Below are 15,823 nucleotides of genomic sequence, written 5' to 3'. Positions count from 1 at the left end.
GTGAGTCGAAACCCACTGTTTATATCTTTTACTTTAAATTTTTTCCAAGGCCAAGCGCAAATCTTCAATCAAATCCTCTACATTTTCAAGACCGATCGACAAGCGGATTTGGTTTGGTGTTACACCTGCTGCTTCTAGATCTTTTTCTGACAACTGACCGTGAGTGGTTGTCGCAGGATGGACAACAAGAGATTTGGCATCTGCCACGTTTGCAAGGTCAGAGAAGATTTCCAAATTATCAATTACCTTGCGAGCTTCTGCCTCTCCGCCTTTAACATGGAAGGTAAAGATTGAACCCACACCTTTTGGCAAATATTTCTCAGCCAAGGCACGGTAAGGACTGTCAGCAAGTTTTGGATAATTTACCTTCTCTACCTTAGGATGATTGACAAGGAAATCAACAATTTTCTCTGCATTTTGCACGTGACGTTCAACACGAAGAGAGAGAGTTTCAAGCCCTTGGAGCAAGAGAAAGGCATTAAATGGTGACAAGGCAGCACCTGTATCACGGAGCAATTGAACACGAACAGCGATAATAAAGGCTGCTGCACCCACATCACGAGTATAGCTCAAGTTATGGTAACTTGGGTCTTCCTCAACAAATTGAGGGAACTTCCCTGAAGCCTCCCAGTCAAAACGACCACTATCGACAATCACTCCACCAATAGTCGTACCATGCCCACCGATAAACTTAGTTGCTGAGTGAATGGAAATATCAACACCGTGAGAGAAGACGTTAATCAAATATGGTGTGGCAAAAGTGTTGTCCGAAACGAGAGGAATCTTGTGTTTATGCGCAATCTCAGCCAATTTTTCTAAGTCAGGAATGTTAATCAAGGGATTCCCCAAGGTTTCAATCAAGACAAGCTTGGTATTGTCACCGATAGCTGCTTCCACTTCTTCCAAATTATCCACATCCACAAAGGTTGTTGTGATCCCATAACGAGGAAGGGTTTCTTTCAAGAGGTTGAAGGTCCCACCGTAAATAGTTGACGCAGCCACCACATGGTCACCGGCGTGAGCAAGCGCCAAAATAGTGTAGGTTACAGCAGCCATCCCTGATGCTGTCGCTAGTGCTCCAACACCACCTTCAAGAGCTGCGATTCTTTCTTCAAATGCCGCTGTTGTAGGGTTGGTAATACGAGTATAGATATTGCCAGGTTTTCTCAAAGCAAACAAATCGGCACCTTCTTGCGTGTCATCAAAAACAAAGGATGTTGTTTGATAAATCGGTACTGCACGAGATTTAGTCGCTGGATCAACTACTTGTCCAGCATGTAATTGTAGAGTTTCAAATTTAAAATCACGAGTCATAAGACGACCTCCAAATAGCTTCATTAGGGATATTGTATCATCTTGGGCTAGTCTTTTCCAATACCGTTTTCTTATATTTTGATATAAGGAACAACTATGACTAGTCTTACACATCAAACAAAAAAGCACGATTCACTCGTGCGCATTTCTTTAATCGACATAAGTATCTTCATTTTTATTAAGGAAGGCGTAAGGCAAGCCCATCAAGAGACCTCCTCCGATAAAGTTTCCGACAAAGGTTACACCCCAGTGACGAAGAATATTAGGTATGTCAAAATTAGCAATTGAATCTGCAGCAACACTAAACTTAACAATCGCAAAAGAAGCAAAGTTCGCAGCAATGTGTTCGTTTGTTAAGAATACAAACATGTAAATTGCTGACAAAACAAGCCAAAGTTTGGCGCCACCGTCTTTCACCAAAACAAATGAAAGAATGGCAATGTTTACAAAGATATTGGCTAAAATACCTTCAAGTAAGACTAACTCATTGGAACGACCTAACTTCATCTCTACAACCCCTGAAATGAAGCTATCATGTGTTAGATTTGCATAGGCTGCTGAGTGGGCAAAGCCCCAACCTGCTATCAAAGCTCCGATAAGGTTGAACAAGGTACAGTAAAGTAAAATCTCAGCTGTTTTTCTCCAAGAGATTTTTTTCAAGAAACTACCAGCTGTCAAAAACATCATATTCGAAGTTACCAGCTCAGCATTCAAGAAAACAATGTAGGCCAATCCCCAAGCAAAAACAAATGGGAAGAGGAAACGTCCACTACCTGGAGCAATTTTATTTATCAAGTCAGCCCCAACCGCACCCGCAGCCGTACTAAATGTTAAAAAGGCACCTGCAAACATGGAACGAATCGCATACTTAAACTTACTTTGGCTATAAAGACTCTCTTTCTTCTTACAAGCAAATTCAATCTTTGAAATAAATTCTGAAGAGACCATAAAAAACTCCTAAACTTTTATTTGTGATAATTATAACATAATTCTTGTTTTCTAGAAAGCGTTTTCCGTAAATTTCTAAAATATTTATCTTAAAAATCTATATCGTAAGGCTTACAAACCTTTTTCATATGAACTATTTTGATTCTATTTGTTCATATAAAAAACCAGTGAAATAGCACTTCACTGGTTCATTCATAATTAATATCGTTGTCTATACGGTTGATTAAAGGCCTTCAAAATATCCTCAGAAGTCTCAGAATAAGCCTTTGAGTCTTTGAAGATTCCTTTGACGATTATACGCTCGGTCTCATTATAATCAACACAAGTAACCAAAGTAATCTCCTGCACACCAATACGATCATCGATTTCGTCTACACGGTCTGGTGTAACACGTTTTACTTCTGTAATCTCATAAGTATAAACTTTATCCTTATCCGTCAGATAAATTTTCATACCCGCTTTGGCATTGACCAAAGGTGAGAAGAGCATTTGACTGGCATTTTCAGCAGTAAAGATATGGTGACTTGCTAGAGAATAGTTCCCTTCTCCCATTTTTTGATCTGGTTTCATGGTCCCTGCTCCGTAGAACAAGTTTACATTATCCAAACCTTTAAAAATCGGTAAGTTTATCTCCACTTCGGGAATAGCAATACCTCCAATAACGGGAAGTTTCTGAGCATCCCATTGTGAAGCCAATACAGCTTCGGATGAAATAGACTTAACAGAGTCAAAATCAAAATTCCCTTCGGTTTTTAGATTTTCATCTATATTTTCCTTAGTGACTTGATTGACTTGGTATTTATTGGTATTCCAGACCAAAAAGATATCGCGAATCTTTGAATTAAAAATTAAAGCTAGCGATAAAAGAATTAAGAAACCTGCTAAAATATTAATAAATAGATTTCTGCGCTTATTCTTCTTATTTTTCGTTTTTTTATGAGACATTATACTTCACCTTCTGTTTCAATTTCAGTCCCAACTTCTTCTTTTTCTGCCGCAGCAACCGTTGTAAAGGTCACAATCTTAGCATCCTGATCTAGACGCATCACCTTAACTCCCATAGTTGAGCGTCCAGTTTGTGAAATATTGGCAACGTTAGTACGGATCATGATACCTGTATCTGTGATAATCATCAGGTCTTCATCTCCCTTAACAGTGAGGAGACCTGCCAGAGGACCATTCTTCTCAGCAACATTGGCAGTTTTCATCCCTTTACCACCACGGCCTTTAGTAGGATATTCAGTAGCTAGTGTACGTTTACCATATCCTTTTTCAGTGATGATAAGAACTTCGTCTTGGTTTGTAATCACGCTAGCACCAACTACTGTGTCACCCTCACGAAGATTGACTCCTCGGACACCTGTCGCGATACGGCTCATGCCACGAACAGCTGATTGATTAAAGCGAACGGCATAACCAAACTTGGTACCTATGATAATATCCATATCTTCTTCTGTCAGCAAGACATTAATCAATTCGTCTTCATCCTTAAGATTCAAAGCTTTAAGTCCATTTTGACGAATATTAGCGAACTCTTTGACACTGGTTCTCTTCACGACACCATGACGAGTTGTAAAGAAGAGATAAGCGTCATCACTACGTTCAGACTCAACGTTGATGATGGTCTGAATACTCTCACCTTCGTCCAACTTCAATAGATTGACAACTGGCAAGCCCTTAGCAGTACGACCGTATTCAGGGATTTCATAACCTTTTAGTCGGTATACGCGTCCTTTATTGGTAAAGAAGAGCAGATGATCATGGGTGCTGGTTGAAACCAACTCACGCACAAAGTCATCATCCTTAACTCCCGTACCTTGAACTCCACGGCCACCACGTTTTTGAGCAGTGAATTCACCTTGGTCCAAACGTTTGATATAGCCCTTATTAGAAAGGGTAATCAAGACATCCGTTTCTTCAATCAAATCTTCATCTTCAAGAGTTAAGACTTCTCCGACCATCAACTCCGTACGACGCTTGTCACCAAACTTGCGTTTGACTTCGTCCAATTCCTCTTTGATAATTTGCGCCACGCGTTCAGGTTTGGCAAGAATATCAGCCAAATCTGCAATCAAGGCAATCAACTCATCATATTCAGACTGAATCTTATCACGTTCCAATCCTGTCAAACGACGAAGACGCATATCAAGGATGGCTTGACTTTGACGTTCAGAAAGCTTGAACTTGCTCATCAACTCAGCTTGCGCTTCCGCATCTGTTTCACTGGCACGAATGATACGAATCACTTCATCGATATGGTCAAGTGCAATTAAAAGACCTTCTAAGATGTGCGCACGCGCTTCGGCTTTTTCCTTGTCAAAACGAGTACGGCGAACAACCACTTCTTTTTGGTGTTCGATATAAGCATCCAAAATTTGACGAAGGGACAAGATTTTTGGCACACCATTTTGAATCGCCAACATGTTGAAACCAAAATTGGTTTGCATCTGGGTCATCTTGAAGAGGTTGTTAAGGATAACGTTGGCAGACGCGTCGCGTTTAACCTCGATTACAAAGCGGACGCCTTCACGGTTGGACTCATCACGTACGGCTGTAATGCCCTCAATTCGTTTTTCCTGAACCAAGCGAACAATATGCTCATGCACCTTGGTTTTATTAACCATATAAGGGAATTCCGTTACAACGATACGCTCACGACTCGTCTTAGTGGTTTCAATCTCTGTACGAGAACGAAGGACAATGGAACCTTTACCAGTCTCATAAGCCTTATGAATACCTGATTTCCCCATAACAAGAGCACCAGTCGGAAAATCTGGACCAGGCAAGACTTCCATCAAGTCCTTAGTCGTCACTTCAGGATTATCCATAACCAACTTCACTGCATCAATGGTTTCACCCAAGTTGTGAGGTGGAATATTGGTTGCCATCCCAACAGCGATACCCGTTGCTCCATTGACCAAAAGGTTTGGAAAACGAGCAGGCAAAACCAAGGGTTCACGTTCGTTAGCATCGTAGTTATCTACGAAATCAACTGTGTTTTTATTGATGTCACGAAGCATTTCCAGAGCAATCTTGCTCATACGTGCCTCAGTGTACCGCTGCGCGGCAGCACCGTCCCCGTCCATAGAACCAAAGTTTCCATGCCCATCAACAAGCATGTAACGGTAGCTCCACCACTGGGCCATACGAACCATAGCTTCATAGATAGAGGAATCTCCGTGTGGGTGGTATTTACCCATAACATCCCCTGTAATACGGGCTGACTTTTTATGAGGTTTGTCTGGTGTAACACCTAGTTCATTCATTCCGTATAGAATACGACGGTGAACAGGTTTTAAGCCATCTCGAACATCAGGAAGGGCCCGCGCAACGATAACGCTCATGGCGTAGTCGATAAAGCTGGTCTTCATCTCCTTTGTCAGATTGACATTCACTAAATTTCTATCCTGCATTCATAAATGCCTCATTTCACTATTAGTAATTAGATATATTATACCATAATTTGTCCTTCATTTCAGTCTTTGAAAACCACTAAAACGTTTACATCGATGACCGAATAGAATATTCGTGACAAAGCTTTTCAAAAGTGATAGAATGAAATTGTCTGGGGATTCCCCTAAAAAAAAATGAAGGAGATGTTTAGATAATGACTTCAACTAAACAACACAAAAAAGTGATCCTTGTTGGTGACGGTGCCGTAGGTTCATCTTACGCTTTCGCACTTGTTAACCAAGGAATTGCACAAGAGCTTGGAATTATCGAAATTCCACAATTACACGAAAAAGCTGTTGGTGATGCGCTTGACCTTAGCCACGCCCTTGCCTTCACTTCACCTAAAAAAATCTACGCTGCTCAATACTCTGACTGTGCAGACGCTGACCTTGTTGTTATTACTGCAGGTGCTCCTCAAAAACCAGGTGAAACTCGCCTTGACCTTGTAGGTAAAAACTTGGCTATCAACAAATCAATCGTAACACAAGTTGTTGAATCAGGTTTCGATGGTATCTTCCTTGTTGCAGCTAACCCAGTTGACGTTTTGACTTACTCAACTTGGAAATTCTCTGGATTCCCTAAAGAACGTGTTATCGGTTCAGGTACTTCACTTGACTCAGCACGTTTCCGTCAAGCACTTGCTGAAAAATTGGATGTTGATGCTCGTTCCGTTCACGCCTACATCATGGGTGAACACGGAGATTCTGAATTTGCGGTTTGGTCACATGCTAACATCGCTGGTGTAAACCTTGAGGAATTCCTTAAAGACACTCAAAACGTTCAAGAAGCTGAATTGATTGAATTGTTCGAAGGTGTTCGTGACGCTGCTTACACAATCATTAACAAAAAAGGAGCTACATACTACGGTATCGCAGTAGCACTTGCTCGTATCACAAAAGCAATCCTTGATGACGAAAATGCAGTACTTCCACTTTCAGTCTTCCAAGAAGGTCAATACGGTGTTAAAAACGTCTTTATCGGTCAACCAGCTGTTGTTGGTGCACACGGTATTGTTCGTCCAGTAAACATTCCATTGAACGACGCTGAAACTCAAAAAATGCAAGCATCTGCTAAAGAATTGCAAGCTATCATTGATGAAGCATGGAAAAACCCTGAATTCCAAGCAGCTTCTAAAAACTAATGAAAAGAAGGTTCTCAAACATGGGAACCTTTTTCTTTTTGCACAGAATCATAACTCAACTTTTCAAATAAACAAAAAAAGCCTATCGACCAAGCAATGAAGCTTGATACAATAGGCTTTTTGAAAATTCATTATTTAACAGCGTCTTTAAGAGCTTTACCAGCTTTGAATGCTGGTACTTTAGAAGCTGCGATTTTGATTTCTTTACCAGTTTGTGGGTTGCGACCTTTACGTGCAGCACGCTCACGAACTTCAAAGTTACCGAAACCGATCAATTGAACTTTTTCACCAGCTGCAAGGTATTCAGTTACTGCTGCAAATACAGCGTCAACTGCTGCTGCTGAATCTTTCTTAGTCAATTCTGTAGCTTCTGCTACTTTAGCGATCAAATCTTGTTTGTTTGCCATGTTAACAAATCCTCCAAATAATTTCTAATTAACAAATATAATCATATCCTAAAATCGGGTATAGGTCAAGTCAAAAACACTATTTTGACCATTTTTTCTCTATTTTTTTAGGAATTGTAGCGAATTAGAATCGCCCAAGCATTCTCTCCAGTATGAGTTTGAATAATAGAGCCAGTTTCCAATACAGAGATTGGCTTCTCAACATAAGGTTGCAATAATGCCCTCATCTCATTCGCCCATTCGTTCGTTCCAGCATAGGAAATTCCAATTTCTGCAACTGATTTTTGGGAAAGAGTATTGGTTAATTCCTCAAGCCACTTTTTGAACGTTTTCGCTCCACGTCCTTTGGCGATTGGTTGGAGTTCGTGGTTTTTCATCTGCATTACTACACGAATATTCAAGAGTGAGCTTAGTAATCCTGTCACACGTCCAATACGACCACCCTTAACTAAGTTTTCTAGCGTCGAAACACCGATATAGAGTTCTGTATGATTTTTGACGTCCTCTACATGAGCTAAGATCGTTTCTAAATCTTTACCTTCTTTAGCAAGTTTTGCGGCTTCAACAACTTGGAACTTCATCGCTTGATCTGTAAAGGAACTATCAATAACTGTTACATCAGCAGTTGAGAGACTTGCCCCTTGGCGAGCAGCTTCCACAGTTCCAGACAAGGCATGGGACATGTGAATGGCGATAATTTGACTGCCATCTTTACCTAGTTCTTCAAAGACCTCAGCAAACACTCCTACAGGGGGCTGGCTTGTTTTAGGCAGATTCTTACTTTGTTGCATAAGATGAAGGAATTCTCCCTCTTTCAAATCTGCATCCGAATAAAGCACACTATCAATCATAACTGATAGAGGAACAACGGTGATATTTAATTCTTTAACTACTTCTGGTTCGATAGTAACAGAAGAGTCCGTTACAATTTTTACTTGTGTCATAATTCAATCTTTCTATTCTTCTCGATAGGATTGGGATTTTCTCCTTTATTATATCAAAAAAATGATAAAAAATCATAAGTGATCCGATGAAAAGAACTGAATTTTTGGTATAATCTATCTATAGAAAAGTGAGGAACAGCTATGATTCGAAAACTTCAACCGATTATTACCATTATTTTGGGAGCTGCTATCTATGCCTTCGGTCTTACCTACTTTGTTGTTCCTTATCATTTATTTGAGGGAGGGGCGACAGGTATTACCTTGATTACCTACTATCTTTTTAAGATTCCTGTCTCATTGATGAACCTCTTAATCAATATCCCTTTATTTATCCTGGCTTGGAAGATATTTGGACCTAAGACCCTCTACTCCAGTCTTTTAGGATCTATTTCACTTTCCGTTTGGCTAGCAATCTTTGAGCGCATTCCTTTGCACATCGACTTGCAAGGGGATCTCATCATTGTCGCTTTAGTCTCAGGAGTCTTACTAGGGGTTGGTTTAGGAATTATCTTTAATGCTGGTGGAACCACTGGTGGCTCTGATATCGTTGCCCGTATCCTCAACAAATACACCAATATTTCGATTGGGAAATTGCTTTTTGGGATTGACTTTTTTATCCTAATGTTGATTTTGATTATCTTCCAAGATCTTCGTCTAGTTACCTATACCCTCTTGTTTGACTTTATCATCGCTCGTGTTATCGACTTGATAGGCGAAGGAGGTTATGCTGGTAAAGGATTTATGATTATTACCCAATATCCTGATCAATTGGCCAAAGAGATTAACGATGAACTCGGACGTGGAGTTACCTTTATATCTGGTCAAGGCTACTACAGCAAAAAGGATTTAAAAATTATCTACTGTATCGTCGGTCGAAACGAAATCGTTAAAATGAAAGATATGATTCACAAAATTGATCCTCAAGCCTTTATCACCATCACTGAGGCTCATGAAATTCTGGGTGAAGGATTTACTTATGTGAAAGATTAAAAAAGCTGGGAATTCCCAGCTTTTATTCTTCTTCTGCGAGGGTTGAATGGCGGAACCCGTAAGTAAAGTAAATAACTAGACCAACTAGAAGAGCGATGCCAAAGGCAATCCAGGTATCTAGACTATATTGAAGCATAAAGGAAACACAGATAAGAATGGAAAGAATTGGCAAAAGTGGCACCAAGGGTGTTTTAAACTCTCCCTCTTTTGGCATACCCTTATCCTTTCTGAGTTTTATTATTCCGTAGGCTAGCAAAATCAGATAAGCTAGCGTACAGATATTTAAGAAGGCTGCAATACTGGCTAGAGGAAATACTCCTGCAGCAATGGCTGAAGCAACTCCTGTTAAGAGGGTTGCATTTTTAGGAACGCGACTAGTCTTGCTTAATTGTTTGAAACTTTGAGGTAAAAGTCCATCACGTGCTAAGCTATAAATCATCCGAGACAAAGCGTAAGTCATGGAGATACATACGGTTATCAGGGTTAGAATGGCTACAAGCGAAACATAATTTGCTGCCCAGCCGATACCAATACTCCGTAATGAAAATGCTACTGCATCGTCCACATTGAGCTTACTGTAGTGAACAATCCCTGTCAATACTAAGGTAACCAAAGCATAGAGAATGGTGACGATTGTCAGAGAAAGCACAATTCCGCGAGGAATATTTTTTTGCGGGCTTTGAATTTCATCAACTGCCATGGAAATAGACTCAAATCCTAGAAAACCAAAGAACATCAAAGATGCACCCGCCATAATCCCAGTACTTCCACCATATAGTTGACCAAAACCAAATGGAGCAAAATTCGTCCAATTTTCTGGCTTGATGTACCAAATACCAACTAGGATAAATAAGGCGAGAGCTGAGAATTTCAAGACCACTAAAAGCGAATTAAATCTCAAAGCTGCCTTAGAATTTAATAAAACCAATCCCGTTACCAAGGTCAGTACTAAAATAGGCAGAAAATCGATATAGGTTCCCTGTTTAGGGTTAAAGGTGCCATTCAAGGCTTGCGGCATGGAGATACCATAATTACTGAGCAATCCCTTAAAGTAAGCAGCCCAGCCAGACGCTACACCTGAAACAGCTGTCATGAATTCCATGATGGTCAACCAGCCAGCAATCCAGGCTGGCAATTCTCCTAGAATTGCATAGAGGTAACTATAAGCACCACCAGTAGCAGGCACACGAGAGGCAAATTCTGCGAAAAAGAGAGCTGAAAGAGAAACACACAGGGCAGAAATCACAATGGAAATCACTAGTGATGGACCAGCTAAGGTAGCCGCTGCTGTTCCTGTAATAGTGAAAATCCCCGTCCCCACCATAGCACCAATTCCTAAAAGAATCAAATCCCACAATTTCAAATGGCGATGCATCTCTGTCTGTCTCAGACTAATATCCTTGGTTCTAAAAATATTCATTCTTCATCTCCACTAAATGTAATTGTTTTATTTTACCATATAAAAGCAGTTTTGTGAATATTTATTAGGTTCTTTTTTAAAAAAATTCTGAACAGAAAGGATTCCTGTTCAGAATTTGCATTTTTACCCAGTAATTCTTTCAATTAGTTACTCATCAAGCGATTAAGCTCAACAGTATACTCCATTGAAAGTTTTTGGGGATTTGGGATTTTTTAAACTTCAAAGTAAGGGAAGGGACGGTCACTGTCTAAAGGACGATTTGGAACTTCTTGTTCCAAAATAGCGCGCCAACCAGATACCAATTCTTCAAAAGTCAGTTGTGCTTCTGGAGAAGCTGTTGTCAGCTTCCGACCAAACCAAGCCATGGTTGCAGTTTCAAACTGAAGCATAGCGTACTGGATTACTGGTACATTTGCCTCTTCATAATTCTCATTTACTGCACGTGCCACACCTGGTGCTTGTGGAAGGAGTTGATTGCTGATTTTATCAATAACAGTCTCATCCATCTCTCTCCATGAAAGAAGTTGACCATTTACCTGATAAAAGAGCTCAAAGGTTTCTTGATTTTCTTTGAAATTAGTAAGAACAAAAGCACGTTCTACCGCCTCAGGACCACCAGCAGCTTTTACAGCGTTTATCAAGAAGTTTTGTTCCATTTGTCGCCAATAATCATCTGCTTCTTCTACTAAATCAACTGTAAAAGGTGGAATAATTTCCTCGGCAGGAATTTCACCTTTATTTGCTTTTTCGACATTGCCAAATAATTTTTTTAAGAATCCCATTTGCTTCTCCTTTTGGATTTATCCGACTGAACCTTCCATTTCATAGCTAATCAAGCGGTTCAGCTCAACTGCGTATTCCATTGGAAGTTCTTTAGTGAAGGGTTCTACAAATCCCATAACGATCATCTCAGTAGCTTCAGATTCTGACAAACCACGACTCATGAGGTAGTATAGTTGTTCTTCTGAAATCTTAGATACCTTGGCTTCGTGCTCCAAAGCAACTTGAGAGTTGTGAATTTCATTAAACGGAATGGTATCTGATGCTGACAAGTCATCCATGATAATAGTATCACACTCGATGTGAGAAACAGATTTCTTAGAGTTCTTGTTAAAGGTTACTTGTCCACGGTAGTCCACCTTTCCTCCGCCTTTCGCAATGGATTTAGAAACGATAGACGAGCTTGTATGTGGAGCGTTGTGGATCATCTTAGCCCCCGTGTCTTGGTGTTGCCCAGCATTGGCAAAGGCGATAGAAAGCATGGTACCACGGGCCCCTTCTCCATCTAGGTAAACAGATGGGTATTTCATGGTTGTTTTAGCACCCAAGTTTCCATCGATCCACTCAACAGTCGCATCTTTCAAAGCTTTGGCACGTTTTGTTACCAAGTTATAGACATTATCAGACCAGTTTTGGATGGTTGTATAACGCATATAAGCTCCGTCCAAAGCGAAAATTTCTACAATGGCAGCGTGCAAGCTGTTGCTAGAATATGTCGGTGCTGTACATCCTTCTACGTAGTGGACGCTTGCTCCTTCATCAACGATAATCAAGGTACGTTCGAACTGACCTGTATTTTCGTTGTTGATACGGAAGTAAGTTTGAAGTGGGATATCTACCTTAACACCTTTTGGTACGTAGATAAATGTTCCACCTGACCATACTGCTGAGTTGAGGGCAGCCAACTTGTTATCTGTCGGTGGTACCAACTTCGCAAAGTATTGTTTAAACAAGTCTGGGTATTCCTTGAGGGCAGAATCCGTATCTGTAAAGATAATCCCCAATTTCTGGAACTCTTCCTTCATATTGTGGTAAACCACTTCTGACTCATACTGGGCAGAAGCTCCTGCTAGATAAGCACGTTCAGCTTCTGGAATACCGATACGTTCAAAGGTTTCTTTAATCTTTTCAGGTACATCATCCCAAGAACGGGCTGGTTTGTCAGATGGTTTTTGGTAGTAGATCAAGTCATCAAAGTCAATCTCTGACAAGTCTGCTCCCCAGGTTTGCATAGGCATTTTTTTGAAGGTTTCATAAGACTTCAAACGGAATTCTAACATCCACTCAGGTTCACCCTTAGCAGCTGATAATTCGCGAATGACTTCTTCGTTCAATCCTTTTCCTGTCGATAGGACAGGCTCTACATCGTCATGGAAACCAAATTTATATTCACCAAGGTCAATTGGTTTTGGTTCTACTCTTTCTTCAGCCATAATATCCTTTCTTTCATTCTTCATTTCTACTGATTCATAAGACAAAAGAAACTTGTCTTACTGTTTTTCTTGATCTTCAATTGTTTTCTTAAGTGCATTCCAAGCTAGAGTTGCACACTTAATCCGTTGTGGGAATTTGGCAACACCTGATAAGAAAGCTGCATCGCCAAGTTGGTCTTGGCGATCATCTTTTTGTCCTTGAACCATTTCAGAAAAAATGGTCGCAAGTTCTAGAATTTCTTGTTTGCTCTTGCCCAAAACAGCATCTGTCATCATACTAGCAGAAGCAGTTGAAATCGTGCATCCTGAATTTAGAAAAGCAATATCTTCCAAACGGTCCTCTGCGTCAAACTTGACAGAGAGGTTGATAACATCCCCACAGGTTGGATTATTGAGGCTGATTTGCTCAGCATCTTCCAGCTTCCCCTGGTGATGTGGATTTTTCGAATGGTCTGCCACCACTGCCATATAAAGGCTATCTAGTTTAGAAAGTGCCATTGAAAAACTCCTTTGTCTTTTGTAGGGCATCGACTAGCTTGTCACAATCTGCCTTGGTATTGTAGATATAAAAACTTGCACGAGCTGTTGCCGGGACTTCCAAATATTGGAGCAAAGGTTGGGCGCAATGGTGACCGGCTCGAACTGCTACTCCTTCATAATCAAGTGCTGTAGCTAGGTCATGGGGATGAAGATCCCGTAGGTTAAAGGCAATGACACCTGAACGTTGAGCCAGGTCTTGCGAACCATAAATGGTTAACCCTTCAATTTCCTGCAATTTTGGAAAGACGTATGCAATCAATTCCTGTTCATGAGATTCAATGGCATCCATACCAATCTTTTCCAGATAATCCACTGCTGCAGCAAGTCCGATAGCACCTGCCATATTTGGCGTTCCAGCCTCAAATTTCCAAGGCAATTCCTTCCAACTAGCAGATTGCTCATAGACGAAATCAATCATCTCGCCACCAAACTCAACTGGTGACATTTGTTCCAGATACTTTTCTTTACCGTAAAGAACACCAATACCAGTTGGTCCAGCCATCTTGTGACCTGAAAAAGCAAAGAAGTCCACATCCAAGTCCTGGACATCAATCTTCATATGGGGCGTAGACTGAGCACCATCCACCACCATGATAGCTCCAACTTGGTGGGCCATTTGAGTGATTTCTTTGATAGGATTGACCACACCAAGAACATTAGAGGCATGAGCTAAGGAGACAAACTTGACTTTATCAGTCAATTTAGCGCGCAAGTCATCTATATCCAGAGCTCCGTCCTTGAGATAAACATAGACAAGCTCTGCCCCAGTCTTGCGACAAGCTTCCTGCCATGGAATGATATTAGAATGGTGTTCCATTACTGAAATCAAGACTTGGTCTCCCTCAGTCAGGATTTCCTCAGCGAAGCGTGCCACCCAGTTAAGGCTAGTTGTCGTTCCTCTAGTAAAAAGTACTTCCTTTGTAGAGCTTGCATTGATAAACTTACGAATGGTTTCACGAGCAGCTTCATAAGAAGCTGTTGCTCTCTCTGCCAAAGTATGGACACCACGGTGAACGTTGGCATTGTCCTGCTCATAATAGCGGTTGATTGTTTCAAGAACTGCTAGTGGTTTTTGTGTCGTCGCAGCATTGTCCAGATAGACCAGAGGTTCATCGTTGACAATCTGGTCTAAAATTGGAAAATCCTTACGAATCGCTTCTACATCTAACATAGGCTTCCCCTTAGCGTTTTGACAATTTTTCTTCGATGGTTGCAATCATTTCGTCACGAACTTCCTTGACTGGAATCTCAACAATTACGGAGCCAAGGAAACCGCGAACAACCAAACGCTCAGCAGTCGCCTTATCCAAGCCACGGCTCATGAGGTAGTACATATCTTCTGGATCCACCTGACCGATAGAAGCCGCGTGACCTGCAGTTACGTCATTTTCATCAATCAAAAGGATTGGGTTGGCATCTGAACGCGCTTGGTCTGAAAGCATGAGAACACGGCTTTCTTGTTGCGCATCTGCTCCCTTGGCACCCTTGATAATGTGGCCGATACCGTTGAAGGTCAAGGTCGCTTTTTCAAGGATAACCCCATGTTGGAGGATATTTCCGATAGAGTTGCAACCGTAGTTAGTCACTCGAGTATCAATCCCTTGAACCTGACGGCCACTTGAAAGAGCTACGACTTTAAGGTCAGCATGGCTACCGTTACCAATCAAATCGCTATCAAAGTCCGCAACGACATTTCCTTCATTCATGACACCAATCGCCCAGTCAATGCTTGCATCGTTGCCTAGTTTACCACGACGGCTAATGTAGGCAGTGACATTTTCACCTAAACGGTCAATAGCCGCAAACTTGACTTGCGCACCAGAACGAGCAATCACTTCAACTGTGATATTGGCAGTTGCTTTTGCACTACCTCCACCTCGTGACTCTAGACGTTCAAGATAGCTTATTTTAGAGTTTTTACCAGCAATGATAAGGATATGCTTGTTAAATGGCACATCGCTATCGCTGTCTTGGTAGAAAATACCTTCAATTGGTTCTGTAATTTCAACATTATCAGGAATGTAGAGAACAGCACCACTGTTAAAGTAAGCTGTATGGTAGGCTGCTAACTTGTCATCGTCGTATTTGACTGATGACATGAAGAATTCTTCTACGAGTTCTGGAATTTCTTCTAAAGCTGAGTGGAAGTCTGCAAAGACTACCCCTTGTTCTGCTAACTCAACTGGAATTTGTTCAAAAACAGTTTGAGTCCCTATTTGAACCAACTTCAAATGATTGTCTAAAGCTGTGAAGTCAGGAACATTTGCTGACGGTTCACTTTCTGTAATAGTTCCATCTCCCAGATTCCAACGGTGAAATTTCACACGCTCGATAACTGGTAACTCTAAACTCTCAATCTTATCAAAAGCTTTTTGACGGAGGTCAGCCAACCAGCTTGGTTCAGCGTGCATTTCTGAAAAAAGTTTAATATTCTCTTTAGTCATTTACTTCTC

14 protein-coding genes are annotated in these 15,823 nt (G+C 41.0%); 2 read left to right on the top strand and 12 right to left on the bottom strand.

The genetic code is table 11. The features are described 5' to 3' along the window. Positions 1 to 33: 33 nt before the first annotated feature. The 4 genes from NYE79_RS04445 to gyrA form a co-directional block, all read right to left on the bottom strand. Positions 34 to 1,314, bottom strand: coding sequence for an O-acetylhomoserine aminocarboxypropyltransferase/cysteine synthase family protein (locus NYE79_RS04445; protein WP_049518809.1), 1,281 nt, complete (start codon positions 1,312 to 1,314; stop codon positions 34 to 36). Between the two features lie 150 nt (positions 1,315 to 1,464). Continuing rightward, entirely contained in the window at positions 1,465 to 2,262 is a 798-nt protein-coding gene (locus tag NYE79_RS04440) for a formate/nitrite transporter family protein (protein ID WP_000254787.1), read from the bottom strand. Positions 2,263 to 2,460: 198 nt separating this feature from the next. Next, a complete protein-coding gene (locus NYE79_RS04435) occupies positions 2,461 to 3,207 on the bottom strand; it encodes a class A sortase (protein WP_000018506.1) in 747 nt (248 codons plus the stop codon). Beyond that, positions 3,207 to 5,675, bottom strand: coding sequence for a DNA gyrase subunit A (gene gyrA, locus NYE79_RS04430; protein WP_216728320.1), 2,469 nt, complete (start codon positions 5,673 to 5,675; stop codon positions 3,207 to 3,209). Before gyrA ends, NYE79_RS04435 begins: the two co-directional genes overlap by 1 nt. 194 nt (positions 5,676 to 5,869) lie before the next feature. On the opposite strand from gyrA, the gene NYE79_RS04425 reads away from it, so the two are divergent. Continuing rightward, positions 5,870 to 6,856 (top strand): L-lactate dehydrogenase, encoded by a 987-nt coding sequence (locus tag NYE79_RS04425; protein ID WP_000204722.1) that lies wholly within the window; start codon positions 5,870 to 5,872, stop codon positions 6,854 to 6,856. Positions 6,857 to 6,987: 131 nt separating this feature from the next. Here NYE79_RS04425 and NYE79_RS04420 read toward each other — a convergent pair whose 3' ends face one another. After that, the gene (locus tag NYE79_RS04420) at positions 6,988 to 7,263 is read right to left on the bottom strand and encodes an HU family DNA-binding protein (RefSeq protein WP_001284636.1); all 276 of its coding nucleotides are present in this window, start codon (positions 7,261 to 7,263) and stop codon (positions 6,988 to 6,990) included. Between the two features lie 107 nt (positions 7,264 to 7,370). Then, positions 7,371 to 8,207 carry a DegV family protein gene (locus NYE79_RS04415; protein ID WP_000195457.1) on the bottom strand — a complete coding sequence of 279 codons (837 nt, stop codon included), beginning with the start codon at positions 8,205 to 8,207 and terminating at the stop codon, positions 7,371 to 7,373. Positions 8,208 to 8,348: 141 nt separating this feature from the next. Between NYE79_RS04415 and NYE79_RS04410 the strand changes: the two genes are divergently transcribed. Continuing rightward, positions 8,349 to 9,197, top strand: coding sequence for a YitT family protein (locus NYE79_RS04410; protein WP_000619787.1), 849 nt, complete (start codon positions 8,349 to 8,351; stop codon positions 9,195 to 9,197). Positions 9,198 to 9,219: 22 nt separating this feature from the next. Here NYE79_RS04410 and NYE79_RS04405 read toward each other — a convergent pair whose 3' ends face one another. The 6 genes from NYE79_RS04405 to sufD all read right to left on the bottom strand — a co-directional run bounded on the left by NYE79_RS04405 (position 9,220) and on the right by sufD (position 15,814). After that, positions 9,220 to 10,617, bottom strand: a complete 1,398-nt coding sequence (locus NYE79_RS04405; protein WP_216728319.1) for an amino acid permease — start codon at positions 10,615 to 10,617, stop codon at positions 9,220 to 9,222. Between the two features lie 212 nt (positions 10,618 to 10,829). Further along, complete coding sequence (locus NYE79_RS04400; protein ID WP_049518814.1) at positions 10,830 to 11,399, bottom strand: hypothetical protein; 570 nt, start codon at positions 11,397 to 11,399, stop codon at positions 10,830 to 10,832. Between the two features lie 18 nt (positions 11,400 to 11,417). Beyond that, positions 11,418 to 12,830, bottom strand: a complete 1,413-nt coding sequence (sufB, locus tag NYE79_RS04395) for a Fe-S cluster assembly protein SufB (RefSeq protein WP_000797056.1) — start codon at positions 12,828 to 12,830, stop codon at positions 11,418 to 11,420. Between the two features lie 57 nt (positions 12,831 to 12,887). Next, positions 12,888 to 13,328 (bottom strand): Fe-S cluster assembly sulfur transfer protein SufU, encoded by a 441-nt coding sequence (gene sufU / locus NYE79_RS04390; protein ID WP_049518815.1) that lies wholly within the window; start codon positions 13,326 to 13,328, stop codon positions 12,888 to 12,890. Beyond that, a complete protein-coding gene (locus NYE79_RS04385; RefSeq protein WP_339293820.1) occupies positions 13,315 to 14,541 on the bottom strand; it encodes a cysteine desulfurase in 1,227 nt (408 codons plus the stop codon). Before NYE79_RS04385 ends, sufU begins: the two co-directional genes overlap by 14 nt. 10 nt (positions 14,542 to 14,551) lie before the next feature. Beyond that, positions 14,552 to 15,814 (bottom strand): Fe-S cluster assembly protein SufD, encoded by a 1,263-nt coding sequence (gene sufD / locus NYE79_RS04380; protein WP_339293819.1) that lies wholly within the window; start codon positions 15,812 to 15,814, stop codon positions 14,552 to 14,554. Positions 15,815 to 15,823: the final 9 nt, after the last annotated feature.

Source organism: Streptococcus sp. FSL W8-0197 (assembly GCF_037963785.1).
GTDB classification, from domain to species: domain Bacteria; phylum Bacillota; class Bacilli; order Lactobacillales; family Streptococcaceae; genus Streptococcus; species Streptococcus oralis_CQ.
This window is presented reverse-complemented; position numbering and strand designations above follow the sequence as displayed.

Coding starts and splice junctions, on each gene's coding strand:
- NYE79_RS04445 (WP_049518809.1), bottom strand. CDS start 1,314: ATGACTCGTGATTTTAAATTTGAAACTCTACAATTACATGCTGGACAA.
- NYE79_RS04440 (WP_000254787.1), bottom strand. CDS start 2,262: ATGGTCTCTTCAGAATTTATTTCAAAGATTGAATTTGCTTGTAAGAAG.
- NYE79_RS04435 (WP_000018506.1), bottom strand. CDS start 3,207: ATGTCTCATAAAAAAACGAAAAATAAGAAGAATAAGCGCAGAAATCTA.
- gyrA (WP_216728320.1), bottom strand. CDS start 5,675: ATGCAGGATAGAAATTTAGTGAATGTCAATCTGACAAAGGAGATGAAG.
- NYE79_RS04425 (WP_000204722.1), top strand. CDS start 5,870: ATGACTTCAACTAAACAACACAAAAAAGTGATCCTTGTTGGTGACGGT.
- NYE79_RS04420 (WP_001284636.1), bottom strand. CDS start 7,263: ATGGCAAACAAACAAGATTTGATCGCTAAAGTAGCAGAAGCTACAGAA.
- NYE79_RS04415 (WP_000195457.1), bottom strand. CDS start 8,207: ATGACACAAGTAAAAATTGTAACGGACTCTTCTGTTACTATCGAACCA.
- NYE79_RS04410 (WP_000619787.1), top strand. CDS start 8,349: ATGATTCGAAAACTTCAACCGATTATTACCATTATTTTGGGAGCTGCT.
- NYE79_RS04405 (WP_216728319.1), bottom strand. CDS start 10,617: ATGAATATTTTTAGAACCAAGGATATTAGTCTGAGACAGACAGAGATG.
- NYE79_RS04400 (WP_049518814.1), bottom strand. CDS start 11,399: ATGGGATTCTTAAAAAAATTATTTGGCAATGTCGAAAAAGCAAATAAA.
- sufB (WP_000797056.1), bottom strand. CDS start 12,830: ATGGCTGAAGAAAGAGTAGAACCAAAACCAATTGACCTTGGTGAATAT.
- sufU (WP_049518815.1), bottom strand. CDS start 13,328: ATGGCACTTTCTAAACTAGATAGCCTTTATATGGCAGTGGTGGCAGAC.
- NYE79_RS04385 (WP_339293820.1), bottom strand. CDS start 14,541: ATGTTAGATGTAGAAGCGATTCGTAAGGATTTTCCAATTTTAGACCAG.
- sufD (WP_339293819.1), bottom strand. CDS start 15,814: ATGACTAAAGAGAATATTAAACTTTTTTCAGAAATGCACGCTGAACCA.